General features: G+C 38.3%; 16 protein-coding genes and 1 pseudogene. 2 read left to right on the top strand and 15 right to left on the bottom strand.

Translation table 11 applies throughout. The features are described 5' to 3' along the window. Nucleotides 1-299 precede the first annotated feature (299 nt). The 3 genes from JCM9152_RS03510 to JCM9152_RS03500 are packed head-to-tail and all read right to left on the bottom strand — an operon-like array spanning nt 300 to nt 3,347. Complete coding sequence (locus JCM9152_RS03510) at nt 300-632, bottom strand: hypothetical protein (RefSeq protein ID WP_035340965.1); 333 nt, start codon at nt 630-632, stop codon at nt 300-302. A 17-nt stretch (nt 633-649) separates the two neighbouring features. Further along, nucleotides 650-2,701, bottom strand: a complete 2,052-nt coding sequence (locus JCM9152_RS21215; RefSeq protein WP_052015534.1) for a DUF6792 domain-containing protein — start codon at nt 2,699-2,701, stop codon at nt 650-652. A 28-nt stretch (nt 2,702-2,729) separates the two neighbouring features. After that, nucleotides 2,730-3,347, bottom strand: a complete 618-nt coding sequence (locus JCM9152_RS03500) for a YvcA-related protein (RefSeq protein ID WP_052015532.1) — start codon at nt 3,345-3,347, stop codon at nt 2,730-2,732. A gap of 712 nt (nt 3,348-4,059) precedes the next feature. Between JCM9152_RS03500 and JCM9152_RS03495 the strand changes: the two genes are divergently transcribed. Further along, on the top strand, nt 4,060-5,748 hold the full coding sequence (locus tag JCM9152_RS03495) for a DUF2207 domain-containing protein (protein WP_035340963.1): 1,689 nt from the start codon (nt 4,060-4,062) through the stop codon (nt 5,746-5,748). A gap of 320 nt (nt 5,749-6,068) precedes the next feature. Here the strand turns inward: JCM9152_RS03495 and JCM9152_RS03490 are convergent, their stop codons facing one another. From JCM9152_RS03490 to JCM9152_RS03470, 5 genes are all read right to left on the bottom strand, one after another. Then, nucleotides 6,069-7,592: a pectate lyase family protein gene (locus tag JCM9152_RS03490; RefSeq protein WP_052015530.1), complete on the bottom strand. Its 1,524-nt coding sequence runs from the start codon at nt 7,590-7,592 to the stop codon at nt 6,069-6,071. Between the two features lie 425 nt (nt 7,593-8,017). Next, nucleotides 8,018-8,614, bottom strand: coding sequence for a class I SAM-dependent methyltransferase (locus JCM9152_RS03485; protein ID WP_035340961.1), 597 nt, complete (start codon nt 8,612-8,614; stop codon nt 8,018-8,020). 138 nt (nt 8,615-8,752) lie between these two features. Further along, nucleotides 8,753-9,007: a hypothetical protein gene (locus JCM9152_RS03480; protein WP_035340959.1), complete on the bottom strand. Its 255-nt coding sequence runs from the start codon at nt 9,005-9,007 to the stop codon at nt 8,753-8,755. A 142-nt stretch (nt 9,008-9,149) separates the two neighbouring features. After that, entirely contained in the window at nt 9,150-13,811 is a 4,662-nt protein-coding gene (locus JCM9152_RS03475) for an LPxTATN C-terminal sorting signal domain (protein ID WP_035340957.1), read from the bottom strand. A gap of 258 nt (nt 13,812-14,069) precedes the next feature. Continuing rightward, complete coding sequence (locus tag JCM9152_RS03470; protein ID WP_052015528.1) at nt 14,070-15,140, bottom strand: LacI family DNA-binding transcriptional regulator; 1,071 nt, start codon at nt 15,138-15,140, stop codon at nt 14,070-14,072. A 171-nt stretch (nt 15,141-15,311) separates the two neighbouring features. On the opposite strand from JCM9152_RS03470, the gene JCM9152_RS03465 reads away from it, so the two are divergent. Beyond that, nucleotides 15,312-16,193, top strand: coding sequence for an AraC family transcriptional regulator (locus JCM9152_RS03465; protein ID WP_035340955.1), 882 nt, complete (start codon nt 15,312-15,314; stop codon nt 16,191-16,193). Nucleotides 16,194-16,383: 190 nt separating this feature from the next. Here the strand turns inward: JCM9152_RS03465 and JCM9152_RS03460 are convergent, their stop codons facing one another. From JCM9152_RS03460 to nikB, 7 genes and pseudogenes are all read right to left on the bottom strand, one after another. Then, complete coding sequence (locus JCM9152_RS03460; protein WP_035340952.1) at nt 16,384-17,220, bottom strand: carbohydrate ABC transporter permease; 837 nt, start codon at nt 17,218-17,220, stop codon at nt 16,384-16,386. Between the two features lie 18 nt (nt 17,221-17,238). Next, a complete protein-coding gene (locus JCM9152_RS03455) occupies nt 17,239-18,153 on the bottom strand; it encodes a carbohydrate ABC transporter permease (protein ID WP_235715610.1) in 915 nt (304 codons plus the stop codon). A gap of 106 nt (nt 18,154-18,259) precedes the next feature. Beyond that, on the bottom strand, nt 18,260-19,582 hold the full coding sequence (locus JCM9152_RS03450) for an ABC transporter substrate-binding protein (protein ID WP_035340951.1): 1,323 nt from the start codon (nt 19,580-19,582) through the stop codon (nt 18,260-18,262). A gap of 556 nt (nt 19,583-20,138) precedes the next feature. Next, nucleotides 20,139-20,898, bottom strand: a pseudogene (locus JCM9152_RS03445) (ABC transporter ATP-binding protein). Continuing rightward, on the bottom strand, nt 20,895-21,695 hold the full coding sequence (locus tag JCM9152_RS03440; protein ID WP_035340949.1) for an ABC transporter ATP-binding protein: 801 nt from the start codon (nt 21,693-21,695) through the stop codon (nt 20,895-20,897). The pseudogene JCM9152_RS03445 and the gene JCM9152_RS03440 overlap by 4 nt, the downstream one beginning before the upstream one ends. Beyond that, nucleotides 21,692-22,543, bottom strand: a complete 852-nt coding sequence (gene nikC, locus JCM9152_RS03435) for a nickel transporter permease (RefSeq protein WP_052015526.1) — start codon at nt 22,541-22,543, stop codon at nt 21,692-21,694. The genes JCM9152_RS03440 and nikC overlap by 4 nt, the downstream gene beginning before the upstream one ends. Next, nucleotides 22,543-23,487 carry a nickel ABC transporter permease gene (nikB, locus tag JCM9152_RS03430; protein ID WP_035340946.1) on the bottom strand — a complete coding sequence of 315 codons (945 nt, stop codon included), beginning with the start codon at nt 23,485-23,487 and terminating at the stop codon, nt 22,543-22,545. The genes nikC and nikB overlap by 1 nt, the downstream gene beginning before the upstream one ends.

Below are 23,487 nucleotides of genomic sequence, written 5' to 3'. Positions count from 1 at the left end.
AACATCTTTTAATATGGAAACGTATACATTTTTAAATATTTTATAAAATATCGTCATTAATTCGCAAAAATATATCTGACGTATTAGGTTAATAGAAAGAAGTTGGGACAAAAGAGTTTCAGTCAAAAAGAGAGTACGATCTCATTGTTGCAAGTGATCCACTTCGCCCTGAGCAAAGGAAGTTGCTAACACTTATTTGACTTGTTCGTCTTCAGAGAGAAACACTTTGCTTTTGTCCCAGCCACTTTTTCAGCATTTCCTTGTACTTTTATAGCAATAATCACCGTCACCTTACATGTCTACTGAAGCGCTCCATTCGCGATCTCATAATACACGAGTACATCTTGTCTCCGCATTCGGTTCATATAACCTGAATAATCCGACATGCTTCGGCCAATCAAATCATAGTATGTATCGATCATATCAATCGTACTGGCATGCTGGCGGTTCATCGCACCTAGCATTCCTTCAATGACAGCTCCTTCTGATTGCTTTAATTCCCCTTGGATGAAGCGATTAAGCTCTTGGTGCTCGCTTCTCATACGTAACAATTGTCGTTGAAAGGGAGCCGCTTTGTAGGTTAAATCTTCATAGCTATGAAAGGGGACATTCACTTTCATCGTTTTCATCATGATGGTTTCCACCTTCTCTATGCATATTTAAAAATGTTCGAGATATGTTCATCATGTTCAAACAACGTCTCGATGGCTACTCTCATTTCTTCAATCAATATCGTCGTTTGCCTTAAGTCTTTTCGATAGTGGTAAAAAAATTCCTCGAAAGAGTCTGTGATCGTTTGTGGCAAAGCCGGAATAAATTCTTGTACAGAAATTCTTCGTATCGAGTAGACCTGCGTCGTTTGACCGAAGAATTGCCTTTGATACACATTCGGGTTCTGCTCCATTTGATGAATCTGCTGACGCAAACGCTGCTTCCTTCGCTCATCATCACCAAGTACGTCCCGTTCATACGCCTGCTGCATTCGCGACAATTCCATTAATAAGTTCGCACAAACCTCTTTCCCTTTTCGAAAAATTCGAATTGCCGAGGAAATATTCACATAGACTTCCTGTCCACCTGAGCGATTGGTTCGACTAGTTCCACCTACTGCACCAAATAAATTAACATTCGCCAACTTATCTAACAAAGCCTCCGACGTTAAGCCGTCATGAACATAGATCATATCGTTTGATTCAGGATCATACACTTTGTAAATATCCGAACCCGACTTTTTGCCCAAATAATCAATAATATGATCCATCTTATGAGCCTCTGCACTCACATGAAAATAATCGACGATTGTCGATGTATATGTTTGGATGGTCGTCCAATCCTTATTTACTTTTTCTAATCTCTTGCCAAACGTTTCAAATTCAAAAAGGAAATCGTCCAACAAAACCCCAATAGGAACAAACATCACATTCGTTTGATATAAGGTAAGCATCTTATTGACATCTGAATGCATCCCGTTTAGTTCAGCCTCTAACGATTCAACCGCCTCCACTAACTCTTGCCCTTGCTCAAACGTTATCACTTGCTGTTCCACCATGACTTCCACGATATCTAGCAAATGGGTACGCAAAGTACGAACAAGTGACAGTACTTGGGGAATCGTTTCTTTTAAACGTTCAATTGTCGGTTTTAATGAAAGAATAAGATGATAGGAATACCTAGCCGAAGCTCCTACTGTATCAACAAATGTTTGCAGCGTATAGGGCGTCTCCCTACTTCTTATTTCACGCAAATCACTAATAGCATCCATAAGCCCTGGCCGAATCCCCGTCATCTCACGAAAAAAACCATCAAACCCTTCTTGATTGTAAACTTCCGCATATTCAGACAGATACTCTTGAAACGCAAAGATCACCTCATCAGGAATCGCCGCAGCCACCTTCTGTATCCCATCATGCCCATCAATCGTTGAGATGACCTCACCTTCGCCAATATCCATAAACCCCGGCATTTGCAGCAAGCCAAATAACATTTCCTCTTTAATAACGAGACGCTGAATAGACGATTCGTCTATACGAGATTTGTAGTATTCCTCACCAAAGGCAACGAGTTCGTCTGGGGGGATAGATCGGAGTTGGGAGAAGTCATGTTCAATTCCAAAGCTACTCATTATCCTAATCCTAAAATCTCTATCTAAATAAGCAAGGTGAAAAACACTAGGAGGCGCTGGATTAAAGACATAAAGTTTATCAAAGATTCCATCAGTTAATTGTGCATTCATGGTATTATTACCACCTAAAGAGTGGGCTATGCCGTAGCTTTCTAATGAAATATTATTGGGAGTTCTCTGCCTTATTAGTTCCGAAACCTCACTTTGAAAAGTCAAAGTGTCTAGGTATTGAGCACTACTTTGACCAGCTCCAATTGCCATTCCATTATAAATCCAATCTTTCGGCTTCCAGCTATCCTTTTCGGTCCCCTCACTCCCTCTTACTATTGTATACATTTGATTAATACCTTGAACTTCATCATAAATATGAATCACAGTTCCATCAAAACCTGAGTACACCTCACTATTATGTATTGCATCAATATCATTAGAATGATAGATTGTAATATTTTCAGGTGTCTCTTTACCTGTTTCTTCAAGGATTAACCTTCTCACCTCTGATTCCGTTACCTCATCATATTCCATACTAACGATTCTAGCCCGTAATAGGTCTGAATCGAGTACTTTTTGAGCATTCATAATAACGATCAACTCCACTCAAAATCACTTATTCTTGAAACTCCACTGATTTCATTAGCTTTAAAGCATATTCTTCTTGTTGGTCGACATCTATAGTACAAGGTTGTTCAAAAGTATAACATGTTACTTCATAAATGAACTTTATACTTTTCTCAAATGTTTTAGATTTGATATAACTAAAAAAACGATATGCTTTTGGATCGTTATCTATTTCATATACGGATTTTGCATAATAGTATAAATTATCTCCGTATTGAAATTCTCCGTAAACTCCTTCATATCTTGCTAAGCTAGATAACACACTTAACTGGGTATCGATTGAATCTGTTAACCTACTATGCTCATAGGTTAGTGTTGCACGATAAATTAAATTGTCACCGTACAATTCCTTAATACTCATAGTTTCTCTTCCATCACCCTGTTTGTAATAAAAATCTGGTTCCGTCACCGCATTCTCCGGAAACCAAATTGTATATCCGCCTGTTTTCGATTCAAACAAATAAAACCCTTCCTCTACTTCCTTCGTCGACTTCATAAATTCTCTCGTAAATTCATCTTCAAACGCAGGTACGTCTGGTGTATTCATCATACATCCTCCTGTTACGATCATTACTAGTACTAAGGCGATTCCTTTCAGCTTTCGCAAAGAACCTCCTCCCTTCCTCGAAGCTCTTCTCATTCTTGCATAAGCTATCCATTTTTTTCAATTCATATTTGGGAGATTTTTCTTTTTAAGTAATTTGTACTATGGCTTTTAGCAGAGGCTTATTAGTAGTTCCTGAATGGTGTTTACGATTTGTAGGATGATTTTCTTATTTTTATCAACCTTGTGGTTATGACTTCTCGAAGGTCTTACTGTTAGAAATTCACTGTGTACGTACAAACGAAAATGAATAAAATACGTGATAATCGTTGAAATCACGTTCAATTTAGTACACCTTTCAGTACTTCTTATCGTTGTGAGAAAATGCTTTTACGTTAGTATATTGTTAGTGATCGGACGAATCCATTTCGCAAAAGTATTCCTCATTCCGCTATTTGTTCAAAAACATCTCTATGAAACTCGTTATGTACTTCTCATTTCTCTATTTCCGCTTTTCAGGCTTATTTCTTGCTCTTTTTATCGATTTAGCGGAATGAGGTTCCGTTTCACAGGCGATTAAGAGCAAATGCATGATTTAGCGGAATGAGGTTCCCTTCGCTATACAAGCGAGCAACTCCAACGAACCTTCTCTCTCCTCCACAAATTAAACGAAACCTCCCCACTCCCTAATCCGTATATCATACATAGAACTACCTTTAAACGCTTTTTTGAAAGGTAAGGTGATTTTGTGTATAGAATTGTGTCAAGCATACTCATGACATGTCTGATTTACTTCATGTTCCCAGCTAGCGCCTTCGCTGTTGATTACACGATTACAAACGTCGAAATTGATGCGTTACTACAGGAGAATGGAACTGTAGCTGTTCATGAAAGCCATACGTATTCTTTTTCTGGTGAATTTAATGGAATCATTCGTGAATTAATTCCGAAGAGCGACTCAGACATTGTTGACTTTTCTGCCTTTGAACATGAGAACGAATTACTGGTTGAACAAGATCAAACAGAGTATCGTATCCATCGTACTGGTGATAGTGAGACGATTACAATCGATTTATATTATCAAATTATTAATGGTATTTCCGTTTATTCTGACGTAGCGGAATTTTACTGGCCTTTCTTTGATACGAGCAATGAATCAACCTATGAAGACTTAACGATCACAGTCACACCTCCAACGGAAACAACGGATGTCATTGCATTTGGATATGATACCGCTTTTGAAACAGATATCATTTCCGAAAGTGGACAGGTGCAATTCTTATTTGGAGAAGTACCAAGTGGTGAAAATGGCGATATTCGAGTCGCCTATGATGCGTCCCTGTTCCCGACAGCTTCATTGACGAAGGATGAACCGATGAGGGCTGAGATTGTAGAGGCTGAACAACATTTAATAGATCAAGCAATAGCAAGAGCTGAAAGAACAGAATGGTTCGCTTCAGTCGGGCAGACTGTAACGATCGTCTTTGCCCTTATCTTACTAATTGCATTGACTCATGCTTGGCTTGAAAAAAGAAGCAAACAAGTCGCTTTGATGAAAAACGAGACAGATCAACTGCTTCCGTCACAGGAATTGCCACTCCCTTCGACGATTTATTTTACGAACTACTACCTTCTGTCACCTGAATCGATCGCAGCATCCCTGTTAGATCTCGTGCGTAAAGGGAATGTTCAGCAGCTTGAAAGCAATCGTTTTCGAATCGTGAATCGAACTGGGTTAGTGAGACATGAACAAGTTCTCGTTGAATGGTTATTCGACACAATTGGCAAGAACCACGAATTTAGTTTTGATGAACTTAACGCTTATACGAAAAATAAAAAGAATCATGAAACGTACCAGCTTAAATACTCGATGTGGCAACGTGAAATCAAAGACGAGGTGAAAGCCGCTAAACTATACGAAAACCGTCGCACCTATCGAGTCATACTCAGTTTGCTTAGTGTTGGCTTAGGTGTGTTCTCCATTTTATTAGCTGTCCATGATCTATTCGAATTATTTATCTTGACACTTGGACTAAGTATAGCTTTACTATCGTTTGCACTCTTCTATCACCCACGAACGTGGACAGGGGAGAAAATCAAACACGAATGGAAAACATTCAAACAACGATTTAAATCGATTCAATCCCCCGAATGGAAAAGCTTATCAGAAGATGACAAAATGCGCGCATTCTTATATGGATTAGGTACGAATGATAAGGAAGTAACCAAGAAGAATGAAGAGCTAGCCAAAGCATTTCAGAAACCTACTAGTGCACAACCAACAGCGGCTACTCATAGCGCATATAGCTTTGACCCAACGTGGATTCTTGTAGCTGGTGCTGCCTCATCCACCTTCCAATCCGCACAAAAGACAACTGGACCAGATACGAGTAGTTCAGGTGGATCGTTTACTGGAGGAGGTACTGGAGCTGGTGGAGGCGGCGGCGGGTCTGGAGCCTTCTAACGGTCGTTCAACGATCAAAACCAAAGCTCTAGAAAATTCTCTTTGAGCTTTGGTTGATCTCTCTCTTCTTTCATTGCATCGTGCTAAGCCAAAGGGTAAGAATCACCATCCATCACTTACTTCAGCTTATTACCTTAAATGCATTGTACTTAGCCGTTACATGATCGTGATGTGTTTATGAAAAGTAGTGTTCTTTCATAACAACTTGTAGCATGCGAAGCCAACATCTCAACGTTTCCCCCACATTATTTTCATTCTGCAAAAAGGACACACAGAAAATCTGCATGTCCAGATCACTCATTTGTTTCACTCACGAGCTATCAATCAACCACCCCAACACCCGAATACTGTTCAACTGCTAGCCTTGCATCATTGGCTGATTGAGCAGGAAACGAGTACGGTGGGACAAAATTCGTCGTTGAAGACAGATGACTATGAGGAGTATTAATGAATTGGTTCCCACTAAGGTTCCAATACCCTGTCGTCGAGCTACCATAAAACCAGCCAACCGCTGTTTTAATATGACCTGTCGTTGGATCGTTCTGACCAGAACCGACGTTATCAAAGTAGTTATTCTCAATAAACACTCTTGCGCCCATACGACTATTAATCGCCGTATCGTGAATATCCTTAAAGTAATTGTTAACCATATGCACATCCGCGAAACGAATTAATGGAACTCGTGAATTAAGGTTGTGGAAGAAATTATGATGATAGGTAATTTTATCAGGTGCTAATGAGGCGTTATCCGTATGACCAACGAGCATCGTTTTCCAATGATTCTCAAATTTATTCCATGACACTGTAATGTACTCTGAATTCCTCTTAATATCAACAAGACCATCGTACAAATCAGGATTATTGTTTCCATCAAATTGGCTGTAGAATTCATTATGATCAATCCAAATATTCTTACTTCCTTCCGTAATTTCAATCGCAGTTCCTTCACCTGAGCTTGCTAACACATGATGAATAGATATATTTCGTACAATGACGTTATGAGCATTGATAAGTCGGAGACCGATGCCATCAAATTCTCCGTTTGTCCCTTGTCCAATAATCGAAATGTTACGTATTTCATGAGCCTGACCACGGTGATTTTTCACTTCGATTTTATCACTTGATGAGTTTTGTAAAGTGATCGTATCCGTCACATAAATCGTCAACGGTTCATCTGGATTGCTGCTTCGACTTCGATCATTAATGATTTGCTGGAGCTCAGCACCGGTACTAACATATTCGACACGACCACCTTGTCCACCTGTCGTACCGCCATTCATTGATGCATATCCCAATGGTGCACTGAAACCCGGACTTTGGCCGCCGGAGCCTACCGGAACAATCGTCCAAAGCTGATTCGGATTACTATAATCTTGCCATTGTACGACATTGGCTCCATTATCGGTCGAATGATTAAATACTTCAAGTGCCTTTCCACTATGACGGCTAATGAGCTTATACGAATTGCCAACTTGTTGAAGGCTCCATTGCTGATTACTTCCTCCATTATGATCCCATTGCACGATATTACCACCGTCTGCTGTCGAACGTTCAAACACGTCCAACGCCTTCCCACTATGACGGTTCACGATTTCAAAATAGCCATCACTATTCTCAATTAAGCTCCACTGCTGACATAAGCAATTCGTATTCTCCCATTGCTGAACGTTGGCTCCATTCTCCGTTAACGCAGCCTCCACTTCTAAATACTTCCCGCTATTCACATTAATAAGCTGATAATACGAATTTGCTTGAAACGGCGATGCCTCCACGGCTTGATTCCCCACTGCGAAAAACGAAACGACCAATCCAATTACGATAAGCAAGCTAATTCCTTTTCTCATTTTCATCCTTCCCTTCGCATTTAATTAGATTTACATGCTTCGAGTATAGTTACACTTGGATGTAAAATGAATGTCTTTCATCACGAGGCGGCATTCTTTCTTAATTTTCCCTGTCAGATTGTAAAGAGACTTAAAAACTCTAGCAGTACTAGTAGCCCTTCCTTCACCTCCTTACCGCAAGCTAAGTAAAGCGCTTACATAAATAAAATAACAAATGATTAACAAATTTGATATAGATATATATTCCTATTTTTTCAATAAAAAGATTTTTTTAGTAATAGTTAGTTACTTACTCTTATATAATCCTTACTACATAAGTATGTGATCTTTATATTTTCATAAGGAGGCTTTTATTTTTCACTATTTAAGGACAAAAATAAGAGCTGCAACATGCAACTCTTATTAGAACAACAAGTAGATAGTCTTCACTTCACACTACTACATATAAACATAGAAGCATCTTCGTTCATGAAAATCTTCTTCCCATTATAAAATGTTTTAATGTCAATTGATTTAAATCCAGCTTCAGATAATGTTCTTTTCAGTTCATCATGCGAAAATCCATTATGAACTTTCGGGTGGCTGATTTTGTCGTTTTTATCAAAATCAATGATGATTAGCTTGCCATCACTATTTAAAGTGGTGAACAGATTGTTTAATATTTTTTTAGTATCCGGAATATGAAGCAACACTAATGACAGTAAGATTATGTCTGATTTGAAATCGGGTGTTTCTTGAGTGAAATCTGAATGAAGTACACTGGCATTACGTATTCCTTTTTGCTGGATCTTAGCATTCGCCACTTCCAACATTTGTTTGGATGAATCTACTAACAACATGGACCCGACTAGATCTGACAATTCTAAACTAACGAGTCCCGTACCACTTCCATAGTCAATGAACGATTTTGATTGACTATTTTGCAATACTGGTCTTAATTCCTTAACAATTACTTTTGCTAATTGAATTCTGTCTTCCGTATCATACCTTTTGGCCATTTCTTCAAAAACGTTATGCTCCATCCTTCACACTCCTATACGGTTAATAACGATGCTTATTTCTAAGTGAATTTCTATTTGAACGATCTCACTCAGTGCTTCTTCATTGTAACAGCCATTTTCGATTCTATGACAAAAAATGCTTACTCCTCTATTAAAGCTCTACGTATGTTTAGCTAATTGATGAATGACCTTCATCAACATAAATCGAACCGCCTTTGTTTCATATGAAAAACCGTTAAAGGTTCCAATTAGATAAGTATCTAACTTTTCATGATAAAACATGTAAGCACCTGTTGCCCCCGCATGACCCCATACTGTAAACTTTTTTGGCATGAGAAGTGGAACATGTTTAAATTGCATAACACCGTAACCGTAATCAATCCCTACTCCATACTTTGCTTTATCTTTCAGCATTTTTTTTAGTTATTGGGGGGTATATAATTCCCTAATTGACATTTCTAAAAATGGCAAAATCTCTCTATATAATCCAGTATAAACAAAACGCATTTGAGAAATGACTCTCAAATGCGTTTATATAGTAAGGAACAGGTTCTTATTACACTAGATTCTTTTTTCTATTAACAACATATAGAGCTGAACCGATAAAAAGCAAGACCAATCCTATTGCAATCCAGTTAAACATAGATGTTGCCGTGCTAGGCAGCGTCTCATCTTTTTCTTGATCATTAGAATCTTTGATTTGATCATCTTTATCTTTATCTTTATCTTTGTCTTTATCCTTGTCTTTATCCTTGTCTTTATCCTTATCTTTATCCTTATCTTTATCCTTATCTTTATCATCATCGTCTGAAGGTGGTTCTAGTGGATCTTCTCCGTCCGTAGTCATTTTTGCAAATACTCCATATATAGAGAAATGCGAAACTTCAATAGCGATTGTGCGATGGCTGACTTCACCCTCACGCAATTCCCACTTACCCAAACCTTCGTTAAAATAGAATACTTGCACTTCACTTTCATTAAATTGCTCCAAATCATATTCTAAGGATAATGTGAAGTTTTCATTAAATGACTCATTTTCTGGGTACGTGAATTGGATATCATAGACATCACCTGCAACAACATAACCTTCATGCTCCACATCGTTTCCGTCTAATTTCTTAATAATAACTGTTGTACCTACTGGTAAGTCATCAGGCATTTTAATCGTCGAATGCGACCCTTCGATTCGATACAATTGACCAGGTATGACTTCAACTGACACCCCTAATCCGATTTCAGTACTATAAACGTTAACGTTTATTTGAGTCGTTTGATCTTCATACGATATCATAACTTGCGCTTCCCCGAGACCAATCGCTGCTATTTCTCCCGTATCCGATACCGTAACGACATTTTCATCGCTTGCGCTATACGTAGCTTCCTCAGTAATATCTACTGTATCCTCATTTTCGTATTCTGCCGTTACATTCACTTGTACTAATTCGTTTATTTCTAATAGGAGCTCCTCTTGTTCTACATAAATACCCGTTAGTTTCTCCTCTACTTCTCCTGCATCCGTTTCAGTTATGGTTGCTTTCGCAATTTCGAATTTATCAAAATGCGGGGCATACTGAACGACATCATTAAATCGATAGGAGTTATCATTATATAGAGTAATCGTATTTACTCCAGCTTCAAGTTCAATATCCACAACATGATTTCTCACCGAATCCCATGATAAGGTGTTGATGAAATAAACAGTTTGTGGAGTTTGGTCATTAACAACAATTTGTGCATAACGCTCCACTAAATCTTTGTTATACGGGTGTAGATAGCCATCCGGGTGATTATCGGTATACATAATTGGTGCGGGCTCATTGTTAATATAATCAACAGAAAGCTTGTACGCACCCGCTTCTTCTACATTCACGGTAAAAGACAATCCATTCTCTTGACTCTCACCAATATCTGTTACAATTTTCCCTCCGGAAGTATATTCATTTTCCGTAATCGTTGCTTCACCGAACAAATCTCCATCTTCCGCTTCCACTTGTATCGTTTCAGATTCGGTTAACTGCGGATCATAGGTTACCTTCAAATAATCCATTGCAACATCACGTTCATTTGTAATCTTCAATGAATTTGCACCGGCCGTTAAATATACACTTGTCCCAGATACAGAGGTAAAATCATTACTTTTTCCAACATTATAGCTCGCGATCTGCTTCCAATCTGTAGATAATACAGAGTCAGATGTCGCATCAGATGCATAGTTCACAATTCGTTTATGCACCTTAAGCTGTTGATCTGTTTCAGATGCATAGCCTAGCTCTAAATCATAATAGCCATTATCTTCAACAACAACCGTGTACTCATTCTCACCCTTACCTTCAATATAGCCAGAACCACTAAATTGATTCTTTGATTGTTTAAGAGTATAGCCTTCTGTATAATAAGCTTCTTCAGCTTCATACTTATACTCTTTCACAACTTTTTCACCAATTTCACCTACGTATGTTAAATCAATTTTATCGAGTGAGGCTTCCATTCCACTTGCATAACTGAACTTGAACGTATTCGTACCTTCATTCAAATCAAGATAAAGTTTCTTGCTCGCAAATTTATCTAAGTCGATGGTAGAATCATAGGTTAAAACATCATATTCTTCTCCATTTAACGTTAATAATTGCTGAGCAAGTTCACCCTGTGCTCGATTTTGTCCATCGGTAAGTGGAGCACCATTCCCATAAAACACTTCAAATAAATACATTCCATCCTTCGGCACTTCCACATGAAAACTCACATTTTTTTCAGGTGAATCTAAACCTCTAACAAATTGATCATTGGAAACAACTCCCCAACCTGACCTCTGAGAGTAAGCACCATTTAATTCTGCCTCTTCTGCTTCATATGATTCAGTCCATACTCGATCATAGTCTTGTTGATTGATAACTGAATCATCCGTTGCCGGTGTAATGACTGCATGAAAGGCATCCAAATGATGAGCATCCTGAACCATAATGTTTAAGTCTCCACCATCAAATGAAAGATTCCCTTCAAATTCAACTCTAGGTACCTCATAACTTCCCATAAACCCTGTATATTTGGTACGATACAGCTTAACATGGGCAGACGATGCACCCTCAAATGTCTCTGTTTCAACTAGATTCTCTAAGGAAGCTGTAATCATTCCATCATCGCCACCGAATATGGTATACGCTTTCCCTTTTTCATCATCAATAGAGGCTAAACCATACAATCCATCTATGCTCGTATTATTCGTTTCAATATCTACCGTCTGACCTGTCATATCGCCATACCATTTGTATAACCACCATGCTCCATTTGGTTTATTCGCATCAGCAGCTAACTCATTTAACGTATTCGCTGAATGCCAATATGCTAGACTAGCATAGACCTTACTATTTTCCACTCTAGAAAGCCAGCGAACCAATCGGCCAGGAGCTCCATTTACTTCTGGATTCGCATATTCATTAATTACAATTGGTATGTCAAGTCCATACTTCGCTTGTAATTCTCTATAATGATTCATATGCTCGTCCCAATTACGAAGAGAATGGTTTCCTGATAATTCATGCCATGTAAATTGGTCTGGAATGACATCATTTCTAACTACAAATTCCATAAATTGCTCGTGGAACAGATGCTGATAGTGCGATAGGTTTGGACCTGCAATTTTTGCGTCAGGATCTTCTTCCTTTACGACCTTATACATTCTTTCCCAAGCACTCAAGAAACCGTCTTCTCCCATATTATCTCTAAACCAAATGTCACTAGGCTCATTAAAAATAACGTAAACGATTTTGTCACTATCTCCACTTGCTTTCGAGGCTCTAACCGTTTTCCTTACTAATACCTCATAATGATCGAGCCCCTCATATTCGTAGGGCCATTGTAAATACATATCTTGAACAGCTAATTGAATCCACCTTGTCCCCGCCTCAAAATAGGTGTCAGCAACTCTTAGTCCATCACCAGTTGGATGCTGAAGACCATTAGGAGGCTTCTGCTCTACGCTTTGAGGTTTAAGTGGGGCTAATAGATCAATCGTTGGAACATTTGGCTCACTAACCCCATATAAAAAACCACTAGCACCATGCATAATGTCTTCATTTCGTTCATTCATCTTAAAACTCACGATCGCACCAATGCTCGGGTTGTATAGTTTAAGCATGTATGTGATTTTTTTCAGTTCATTTGGCGACGTAACGGTTATATCAAAATCAAACGAACTGACTCTATCAATCTCCGCTACTGCATCTGGATGTGACGTCTCGATGATGATATCTTCAAGTCCAAGATAACTTTCCGTTGTTTCATATGTGATTGTATAGCTGTCTACATCAATATGATCATCTTTTATTGAAATATGCTTTATAGTAGCATCATATTCAGAGCCCATATCTTCAATAACCTGTTCTTTTGATAAGGATTGATTATAGATTTTGATATCATCAAAGTACCCTATTACATCCCCATCAGATGTATATATGGATCGTCCAAAATCATTATACGTTAATGCCTCTAAGTTATCTGAGTCAAAAAATTGTTTGACTGCTTCTACCACCGTTGCATCGCTACTACTCGCTTGAGGATCTAACCCATCAACCGCAATTTCTTGCCCGTCTAAGTATGCTTGGTAACTGCCATCATTCTTCATTGTAACCGTAATATGGTGCCACGCTTCTCTTGGTGGTTGCTTGTCCCAATGGAGCCCAGCACGATAATCCGCAGCACGTTCTGGGTTTGTACCTGAATGGATTAAGTGGTTATATTCTCCGCCCCCTGCTGCAATGGAAAACTCCGGATCACTCCATGAACCACTCACCCCTTGAAAATGCTGGTGTTTTTCCGTTATGGTTGAGGAAAATAATCTTGAATACATTTCAGCGTTATTAGCAATCTTTGCCCACATTGAAACAGTAAGCTCCTCATCGACGTCCTTATATAAATCATCCGGCAATGTTAACCACCCATTACCTGGTAGATATAAAACGTCTCCTCTTTCATCATCTTCTACAACAGCTGCATTTTCTCGCATGACTGCAGCATCATTGTTGTCTTCTCTATTTAATTGGTTCGAAATAACTTCTCCATCAACCTCGTTTTCTTCAAACCCCCAATGATACAACGGATCCGGAATCGTATTCTCCACATTGGTTTTGTCAGTTGAATTCAACGATACGGCAAGTGACATATTTGGAAATAGCAAAAGAACTGATAATAGAACCATTAACACTTTTCTGAAATTTCGCATCCACCATTTCACTCCTTCTAATCATTTTAAAAATCTGACCACTCTTGTTACGAAATAACGATCCCTTCGACAATCACCCCCTTAAATAAATCACAGCTTGAGGAAGTGTAAGATCTTAGATGACATTCTGCTTTGTTTACTGAATAAGTAAGTACTTATTTCCCAAAACATTAACACACACACAATTGTAAGCCCTTTCAAGTTATTCATATACATTCCTTCGCAAAAAAAGAAAGTCTAAAATCAATTTTTTCTATTTTAGACTTTAGTTATTTCACTAGCTGAGTTACGATTTTTACTCACATTTAACGCTTTTGTGCTTTCTCTGATGATTAGATTAGTAGGAAATAGTACATTTATCGGAATATCTCTCCCTTCAAAACGATCCAATAGCATTTTGACCGCATATTTCCCCATTTCTTCCGTATGGACCTTAATAGTTGTCAAAGAAGGTTGAGTATATTCCGCCATATCAATATCATTAAAACTAACAATACTAACATCACCTGGCACGTTAATATTCACCTCATGCAATGCTCGTATAACTCCAATAGCCATTGCATCACTTGCCACAAAGTAAGCCGTCGGTAGCGTCCCCTTCTGTAAGATTTTCTTCATGCTTTGATAACCATCATGCATCAAAAAGCCATTCGAAAGTTGAACAAATTCATCATAGTAAAGACCTTCCTTCATCATAATTTCTTGAAAAGCAACCTTCCGCGGGTTTTCAATCTCAGGTCCCGTTTGACCACGATGCTCAATTCCCCCTATGTAGCCAATTTGTTTATGTCCTAATGAGAAAAGGTAATATAATACTTTTTGTGTAGCCTTTTTAAAATGAATACTGATATGATCATATTGACCATTGTTTGCTAGGTGATTAACATAGACAATATTTGAATCAAACCGGCGATATAAGAGGGCTTCCTCTAGTTCACTCGGACCACCAACGAAAATAACACCATCTAATTCTCTCAGAACGCTATTATCTAAACTAGGACCATTACCGAGATGAAAGATTTTTTTAATAGTTAGACCTTTTCGATTGCACTCTTTTTCAATCCCTTTTCGGATAGACATAAAATACACATCATCCCACTCGTATTGTTGAGAGCAATACATGATAATGCCGATATGTGTTTTATGTACTGGCTCACCTTTATCAAAATTTCTTTGTTTTACTGGGACATATCCCAATTTTTTTGAGATTTCCAAAATTCGTTGCCTTGTTTGAATGGATACACTCATCTTCTTATCGTTGTTTAATACTCTAGAAACTGTTGCAATTGAAACATTAGCTGCTTCAGCAACATCCGTTATAGTTACCATGAAGTGGCACCTCATCTTTTGCGAAATTAAAATGAATGTTAACATTTACATGTGTGATAGATATTTGTTCTACTATATCTACTAAATGGTTCATCGCTCGTAGCTAGACCATAATCTACATGGAGTGATATGATAAATGAGAGTTTACGATATTTCTAAGGAGAAATGTTTATGCAGACTAAATTCACTAATTCAGCGCGCTACAAGTGTTTAGAACATTTGAAAAAGAATTCTTATGACTTATACCTCTGTTATTGTGGCAAAGAAGAATGTGACCCCAACCACTCGTATGGACCTGTAAGCCGCACTGAGTATTTATTGCATTACATTATTAAAGGTAAAGGAATTTTGAAAGTAGGTAGTAAAACTTATCACATTAGTAAAAATGAAGCCTTTCTAATCTATCCTTCTGAAGTTACTTACTATGAAGCTGATAAAAATGATCCGTGGACATACATTTGGATCGGATTTGACGGTTTAAAAGCAGAAACATGTCTAATCAACGCATCATTTAGTAAAGAGAAACGTGTGCAAACATTTAAATGCGAAGAAGACTTAACGAATTATGTCAATAACATGTTAGATGCCAGTAAACTCACTTATGCTAATGAACTGAAACGTGAAGGGTATCTCTATATGTTTCTTTCTTCATTAATTCAAGAAAAGGATCACATGGCGACTAAAGAATCGAAAAGCTATGATTATCCTTTTCACATTTATGTTGAACATGCACTTGAATTCATTTCACATAATTATGAAAAGAACATTAAGATACATGATATCGCCAACTATATTGGGATTAATCGCAGTTACTTAACAACCATTTTCAAGAAAATCTTAAAAGTATCGCCACAAGAATACTTAGTTAAATATCGTCTTGAAAAGGCTTGCACGCTGTTAAAAACTACTGATCTACTCGTTAATGAAATTGCTGCTGAAGTTGGGTATACAAACCCATTAACCTTTTCAAAAGTGTTCAAAAACTATTATCGAATAAGCCCCAAAAGGTACCGAGCCCAAAAACAAGACCCTTTATTTTCAGACAAAAAATAACTAAAAAATCCATTAGCTTTTTCAAGAGTATGTGAGCACGTGCCCCCTCTTACCTTTAAACTTAGGGCACCTCAAAAGTTTTTGAACACCCTTAACTCTTGTGGACCTTGCTCTTGTTACTTTCACATCTCGTTCTCTGTTCCAAGCTCCTGCTAAGTGAACCATTTCGAACTATAATGATTAGGGAGAATTATAGTTTTCCACCTGAAGTTGAAATACCCTCGATAAATTTTCGTTGGAACATTAAATACACAATGAGCATTGGCCAAATGGCAAGTACTGATACAGCCATTAGCTGAGGATAAATCACTGAATACGCTCCTTGAATTCTCGCTAACGCAGACGATAAGACTGCCGATTCCGGATCAGAATTTATGATAAGCGGCCACATTAAATCTTTGAATGCGAATAATGCCGTAAAAATACCAAGTGCGATTAAGCCTGATCGGACTAAAGGAAGCATAATACGTAAGAATATTTGACCAATATTAGCTCCGTCCAATATCGCCGCTTCCTCTAACTCCTTCGGAAGTTGCATGAAAAATTGTCTTAATAAAAAAGTTCCAAAAGCACTAACTAAACCCGGAAATGCTAAGGCGAATATCGTGTCTCTCATTCCCACAGCATCGACCATTAAATATTGTGGAATGATAAAGATTTGTACTGGAACCATCATTTGAAAGAGAACCATACCGAATAGAAAGTTCCTGCCTGGGAATGTAAGCCTGGCAAATGCAAAAGCGGCCATCGCACTAAATAGCACTCCACATATAACACGCCAAAACATCATCGCTAACGTATTGTAATAAAGAATAATAAAATTATTTTGTTCTAATACGACCGTATAGTTTTCCCATCTCCACTCACTAGGAAAGAAAACAAATGGATTCATGGATGTCGATTCAGTTACCGTTTTAAAAGAAGTGAGCACCATCCATACAAAGGGGAAAATCATGATAATCGCTCCAGCAATCAAAAACGTATGGATACCTATTCTTTTTAATATCTTATTTCGATTCGAATGCATGATTAATCACCTCCTTCACTAATAATTAACCCACTTTTTCTGTGCTTTCATTTGGAACACGGTCATGATTAAAATAATAATTAGTAGCAACATCACAATAGCTGAGCCATAACCTCTTTCGCTATACCTAAATGAATTATTGTAAAATAAATAAACTAATGAAACGGTGCTATCATATGCTGGACTTGTCACATCGATCATCATATAAATAAAATCAAATACTTGCATAGATTGAATAATAGTTGTAACAGTAATAAAAAATAACGTTGGTGACAGCAAAGGGATTGTTACATTTAAAAGTTTCGATAATGGGCCAGCTCCGTCAATCATCGAAGCCTCATAGTAATCCTTCGGTATTTCCTGTAACCCCGCCAACATAAGAACAACGTTGTACCCGATAATACTCCAAATTCCAATAATCGATACAGAAATAAGTGCAACATTGGGATCATTAATCCAATCGACTCGACTTAATCCAATCCCTTCTAGCATATAGTTGATAATACCGAATTGGTTATTATACAACCACTTCCAAACCATCGTTACTGCAGCTGGAGCAGCAATCATCGGTATAAAGTAAATCGTGCGATATGTAGTTCTAGCAAAGATTTTTTCATTCAAGAAAACGGCTACAACGAGTGAAATCGATATAGAGATTGGAATGACAATGATGGTGTACAGCAACGTATTAGCTGTCGCTCGCCAAACTTGAACATCGCTCAACATCCGTATATAGTTATCCAAACCTACGAATACATTCCCTTGACCAAAATCCCCTGTTCTAAATAAACTTAAATACAACGTCTGAACGATCGGTATGATGTTTAGAATAACAAGGCCAATCATTGTTGGAGCTATTAAAAACCATGCCCAATACCATTCATTTAATTGTCTCTTGGTTGGCTTTCGTTTCACCATGTTTGATATAGTCATTTTCTCACCTCCAGCTTAAGAATACTTTCTTCGTATTGAAGCAAATAATACTTGAGATAGATACGGCAACACCAGATTATGTTACCGTATCTATCTTCATGTTCTATTATTCTTGCGAAAGGCTTTCATTCATAATGGCCGCCGCATCGTTTGCAGCTTGTTCTACGGTTTTATTACCAGTAAATGCACCTCTTAGTTCTTCATACGTCCTATCTTCCCAAACCGCTGTTGTATTCGAATATGGTCTAATTTGTGCATAATCGACCATATCAATAAATACACCAATATCATACACATCGTTAGAATTGATCCATGCGTCAGCTACTCCGTCATATGCTGAAATAGCAATACCTAGCTCAGCTTGTTTTGTTTGACCTTCTTCAGAACTTAAATACTCTACCCATTTCCACGCAGCCTCAGGGTGCTCGGTATTATGAGCAATCGCATTGCCAAGTCCATTAAAGATAGAAGCTCTTCCACCGTCATTTGCAGCTGGTAATACGGCTACATCAAAGTTCTCTACCATGTATTCGTTTTCAGTAAACCCTGTTAAATTCCATGAACCAAAGAATCCCATCGCAGCATATCCATTTTGGAGATGGTTCGCTCTTTCTGCATCACCAAACTCTTGTGGAGATAAACCTTCCTCTACAAAACGAACATAATATTCAAGCGCTTCAATTGTGTTCGGATCATCATACCCCGATACTTTATCGTCAGTAATAATCGTTCCACCATTTTGGTAAACAAAGTTATAATAACCCTCTTGATTGTGTAACGGTGTTAAAATACCATATTGTGATCCATCATCTTTAGTAAGTGCTTGTGCTGCTTCATATAAATCATCCCATGTCCATGTGTCATCTGGATAAGAAACGTCAGCTTCATCGAACATCGTTTTGTTGTACCAAAGTCCAATCGTGTCATAATCTTTTGGAATGGCATACTGATTCCCTTCATGATTGTAGATGGATGTCAAACCTTCAGGAAATTTGTCCATCTCAACTAGACTACTGCTATCAATATAGTCATTTAAATTCAATAACATCTCATTAGATGAATAGCGATAAATTTCATTTGAATGCATCCAAAACACATCAGGTAAGGAGCCACCAGTCGCCCCTGCCTCAAGCGCTGTCCAATAGTCACTCCAGCCATTCACTTGAATATTAATGTTGATTCCTGGGTTTTCTGCTTGAAATTCATCTGCTATTTGTCGCAGCCCTGGCTCTTGATTCGAGTCCCAAATCGCAAATCTAAGTGTCGCCTCCTCCCCTGATCCTTCTTGTTCTTCATTAGAGTTAGTATCGTTGTCTCCTGCTGTTCCACCACCATTGTCCCCAGCAGTGTCTGAATTGTTCCCACAAGCAACCATGATGAATAATAACAATGCCAATAGAACAATGAAAAATAGCCCCTTTTTTTTCATTTTAACCCTCCTATAATTATATTTTTGTTAAAATATATAATATAACTAAAATTTTACTAGTTAATTAACTAAAAATAAATAGAATGATGTTATCCGAACATAGAATAATGTAAGGGTTTACATTGTGATTCATGACAGAAACTATAGCTTTTAACCATATATCCATCCCAAAAATCCTATTGAGGTTAAGTCTTTTTTCATCGTTCAACGTCACTTATATAGAAGGTGTCGATGTTCGTGGCGTTTGAGGAATGCAAAAAAGAGTCGTTTCTTTTCACAACGACTCTAGACTGTAAATCTATTTTATTCTTTTCCACTAATTTTCGTAATCACATTTTGCTTTTTCCGCAACCAGTACCACTCCCCAGTTACTTTCAATCACACGAATACATTTGAAAGACGACGAGCCAAATCAAACTAGAGACTAGCTACATATACAGTAGAAAGACTGGTCACGTTAATTCTCCTAAGAAACCCATAATAAACCAACCAAACAAAATATTTATTCCATCGTATTAATACTTATTACTTTTATCCCTTTTCATCTCCTACACCATTAAAAAATCGAAATCAGTTCCTTCGTATAAGGATGGCGCTCTTCGTCGAAAAGGTCAATCTGACTAAATTGATCGAGCAATTTCCCATTCTTCATCACCATAATCCGCTGACTCATTTGACTTACTGCTGCGAGGTCATGTGAAATAAACAAATAGGATAGCTGTAATGTTGTTTGAAGCTCCTTCAATAGATTCAGAACCTCTCCTTGTGAAATCACATCAAGGCTTGCTGTCGGTTCATCTAAAACAATGAGATCTGGTTCAATGCTGATAGCCCGGGCAATGGTTACCCGCTGTCTTTGTCCCCCACTAATTTCATGAGGATAACGATTGGATAGATGCTGGTAAACTAACAGCCTCAAGAAGCTGCTTTACGAAGGCATCCTTTGAGCTGTAGGAAAAATGAGTTAATGTCAGTTCATTTTGATACTGGATGTAAGGGTCTAACAAAGAATCTTTTATTTTTAGTTTAGGATTGAGAGCAGCAGTTGGATTTTGAAGCACGATTTGGATGTTTTTCCGGAATGGTCTTAGCTGTCGCTCATTCAGCTGTTCAATCGCCTGTTCCTTAAAATAGATCGCACCACTATCAATCGATTCAACCCGAAGTATGCAACGAGCTAATGTACTTTTTCCACAACCACTTTCACCAACTAAGCCTAAGCATTCACCCTTTTTCAATTCAAATGAAACATTGTTTACAGCTGGATGTCCATCTTTATATGTTTTCTTTACATTTTTGACAGTAAGCATACTCATTCATTATCCACCTTCTGCAAACCAGATGGAAGACTATTTCCAAACACAGGCGCAGCTTTAATTAATTGTTTCGTATATTCATGCTGCGGATGGTCAAGAATACGATGCTTTCCACCTGCTTCCACTATTTTCCCTTCTTTCATGACAGCTATACGGTTCGCGTAGCGTCTGACATGACGCCAATCATGAGTAATAAATAAAATCGCACACCCTGTTTCTTTTTGCTTCTTAGCAAGCAATTCTAAAATACGGTGACCAGATACGCTATCAAGAGCCGTTGTCACTTCATCAGCAATGACCAATTCCGGAGACAAAAGAAGAGCCAACGCAATAGACGCACGCTGCAGTTGGCCTCCACTTAGCTGGAACGGATACTGTTGGTACAACGATTCATCTAATCCAACAGACTCAATCGCCTTAAGCGCCAACTCTTCTCTATTCTTTGCTGATGATAACCCGCGCGACTTCAAATACTCATTAAAATGCTGGCTAATCGTCCGAAAAGGCGTAAATGAACCTTGATAGTCTTGAAAAATATAAGATAACTTATTCCCTCTTATACTTTGCATTTGTTTAGCTGGTAGTGACAATAAATCGTGTTCTTGAAACTGAATTTTGCCCTCAGCATGCATGTTATTCGGTAGCATTTGACCAATCGCTTGCGAAAGCAGACTTTTTCCACTTCCGCTTTGCCCAACAATTGCATACCACTCACCTTTATGAACAGACAAGGAAACTTCGTCAACAATTTTCTTTTTTTGACTACTAATCGTTACATGATCAATGGCTAGAATCATTGCCGAACCTCCTTTTTCACATCAAAGCGATCTCGAAAATAATCGCCTACCATATTGGATATCAATACGACAATGACAATCGCAAGACCTGGATAAATCATTAATTCAGGCATCGATTGGAAATAAGGACGTGAATCGTTTAACATTGCTCCCCATTCAGGAGTTGGCGGCTGAGCGCCTAGACCAATATACGAAAATGCTGAAATGAGTAATATAATTTTCCCAAGATCAAGACTGCCCATGACAAGCACATGGCCTACAATGTGCGGTAACAGGTGCTTACTCATAATCGTAGAGGCCGGCAATCCATTAATTCGCGCAACGAGTACATACTCTTTTTGAACTTCCGTTAATACTGTACTCCGCACGAGCCTAGCATAATTCACCCATTTCACCAAAATAATAGCTAATACGAGGTTCCCAATTCCTGCTCCTAGTAGACCAGCAAGCACAATCGCAACAATCGTATCTGGAAAAGCTAAAAAACCATCTGCAATGCGCATAAAAATACGATCAATCATTCCTCGTTTGTATCCAGCAATAAGGCCAAAGGGAATTCCAATCAAAACAGCCGCGACAAGTGCAAGTAAACTGTATCCAATCGTTTGCTGGCCACCTAGTAAAAGTCTAGTTAACACATCCCGACCTAGATGATCGGTTCCTAATGGATGTTGAAAGCTAATCTTCTGAAGGCGACCTTCTAAATTCGTTAAAGTCGGATCATAACGCAAATAGAAAAATGTATAAATGACTGTTGCGATCACAAATACAATAAAAAAGGAAACGATAACTAGCTGCCAACTGTGTCTATTATTTCCTTTGAACGTCTTTAGCGAAAAACCTTTCATCAGCTGTTCTCTCTTTCTTTTAATTTCATTTCTGGATTTAAATATCGATAAGAAAGGTCAACACATGTATTAGCCATAAAAACGATGACCCCCATAATCAATATGTAGCCCTGTATAAGAGGATAATCGCGTTGTCGGATCGCATCCACGACCATTTTTCCGATTCCTGGATAAGCAAATAGAACTTCGACCACGACAACACCACCGATCAAACTTCCTAAGCTTACTCCAAACACCGTAATAACAGGTGGTAGACTATGTCGAAATGCATGAACAAAGAATATACGACGTTCTGTCAATCCCCGCGCTCTTGCTGCACGTATAAATTCTTGACTTAATGAATCTAGCAAACTTGAACGTAACAAACGTACGTAAACACTTGAAATAGCGAGTCCAAGGGTGAGAGCAGGTAGAATTAATGTCACATAACCATCCCTGCCCATTGTAGGCAACCAATTAAGGCGCACACCAAATAAATCAATAAAAATGAGCCCCAGCCAAAAGCTAGGAATTGCAGCACCGAATATGGAAAGCAACCTGCTTACCTGGTCAATCCAACTATTGCGATACAGCGCTGATACTGAGCCTAGTGGGACCGCTATCGCCAACATGACAATAAGCGAGCCTACTGTTAATTCTAGAGTGGCTGGAAGTCCCATCATGATCATATCCATGACAGGTTGACCTGTAGCATAGGAATGACCGAAATCAAGTTGGACAAAATTAAGAAGCCAATGCCCATATTGAATGAGCAACGGCTTATTAAACCCCATATCCTCTCGTAATGCTTCCACTTGCTCTTGGCTCACCGAAAGTTCATCAACATTTAAAATCGTCAACACCGGATCACCAGGAGTAAGCCGAATAAACAAGAAGCTAATAAAAGTGATAAACATGATGAAAAAGAGAACTTCAAGAAATTTCCGTGTAAGAATGGATAACAA

This window comes from Halalkalibacter hemicellulosilyticusJCM 9152 (assembly GCF_000513115.1).
Classification (GTDB): domain Bacteria; phylum Bacillota; class Bacilli; order Bacillales; family Bacillaceae_D; genus Halalkalibacter; species Halalkalibacter hemicellulosilyticus.
Note: the sequence above shows the minus strand (reverse complement) of the source record. Positions and strands in the feature narration are given on the sequence as shown.

Excerpts from the sequence above, each read along its gene's own strand:
- JCM9152_RS03510 (WP_035340965.1), bottom strand. The coding sequence starts at position 632 with ATGATGAAAACGATGAAAGTGAATGTCCCCTTTCATAGCTATGAAGAT.
- JCM9152_RS21215 (WP_052015534.1), bottom strand. The coding sequence starts at position 2,701 with ATGAATGCTCAAAAAGTACTCGATTCAGACCTATTACGGGCTAGAATC.
- JCM9152_RS03495 (WP_035340963.1), top strand. The coding sequence starts at position 4,060 with ATGACATGTCTGATTTACTTCATGTTCCCAGCTAGCGCCTTCGCTGTT.
- JCM9152_RS03490 (WP_052015530.1), bottom strand. The coding sequence starts at position 7,592 with ATGAGAAAAGGAATTAGCTTGCTTATCGTAATTGGATTGGTCGTTTCG.
- JCM9152_RS03485 (WP_035340961.1), bottom strand. The coding sequence starts at position 8,614 with ATGGAGCATAACGTTTTTGAAGAAATGGCCAAAAGGTATGATACGGAA.
- JCM9152_RS03480 (WP_035340959.1), bottom strand. The coding sequence starts at position 9,007 with ATGCTGAAAGATAAAGCAAAGTATGGAGTAGGGATTGATTACGGTTAC.
- JCM9152_RS03475 (WP_035340957.1), bottom strand. The coding sequence starts at position 13,811 with ATGCGAAATTTCAGAAAAGTGTTAATGGTTCTATTATCAGTTCTTTTG.
- JCM9152_RS03470 (WP_052015528.1), bottom strand. The coding sequence starts at position 15,140 with ATGGTAACTATAACGGATGTTGCTGAAGCAGCTAATGTTTCAATTGCA.
- JCM9152_RS03465 (WP_035340955.1), top strand. The coding sequence starts at position 15,312 with ATGCAGACTAAATTCACTAATTCAGCGCGCTACAAGTGTTTAGAACAT.
- JCM9152_RS03460 (WP_035340952.1), bottom strand. The coding sequence starts at position 17,220 with ATGCATTCGAATCGAAATAAGATATTAAAAAGAATAGGTATCCATACG.
- JCM9152_RS03455 (WP_235715610.1), bottom strand. The coding sequence starts at position 18,153 with ATGACTATATCAAACATGGTGAAACGAAAGCCAACCAAGAGACAATTA.
- JCM9152_RS03450 (WP_035340951.1), bottom strand. The coding sequence starts at position 19,582 with ATGAAAAAAAAGGGGCTATTTTTCATTGTTCTATTGGCATTGTTATTA.
- JCM9152_RS03440 (WP_035340949.1), bottom strand. The coding sequence starts at position 21,695 with ATGATTCTAGCCATTGATCATGTAACGATTAGTAGTCAAAAAAAGAAA.
- nikC (WP_052015526.1), bottom strand. The coding sequence starts at position 22,543 with ATGAAAGGTTTTTCGCTAAAGACGTTCAAAGGAAATAATAGACACAGT.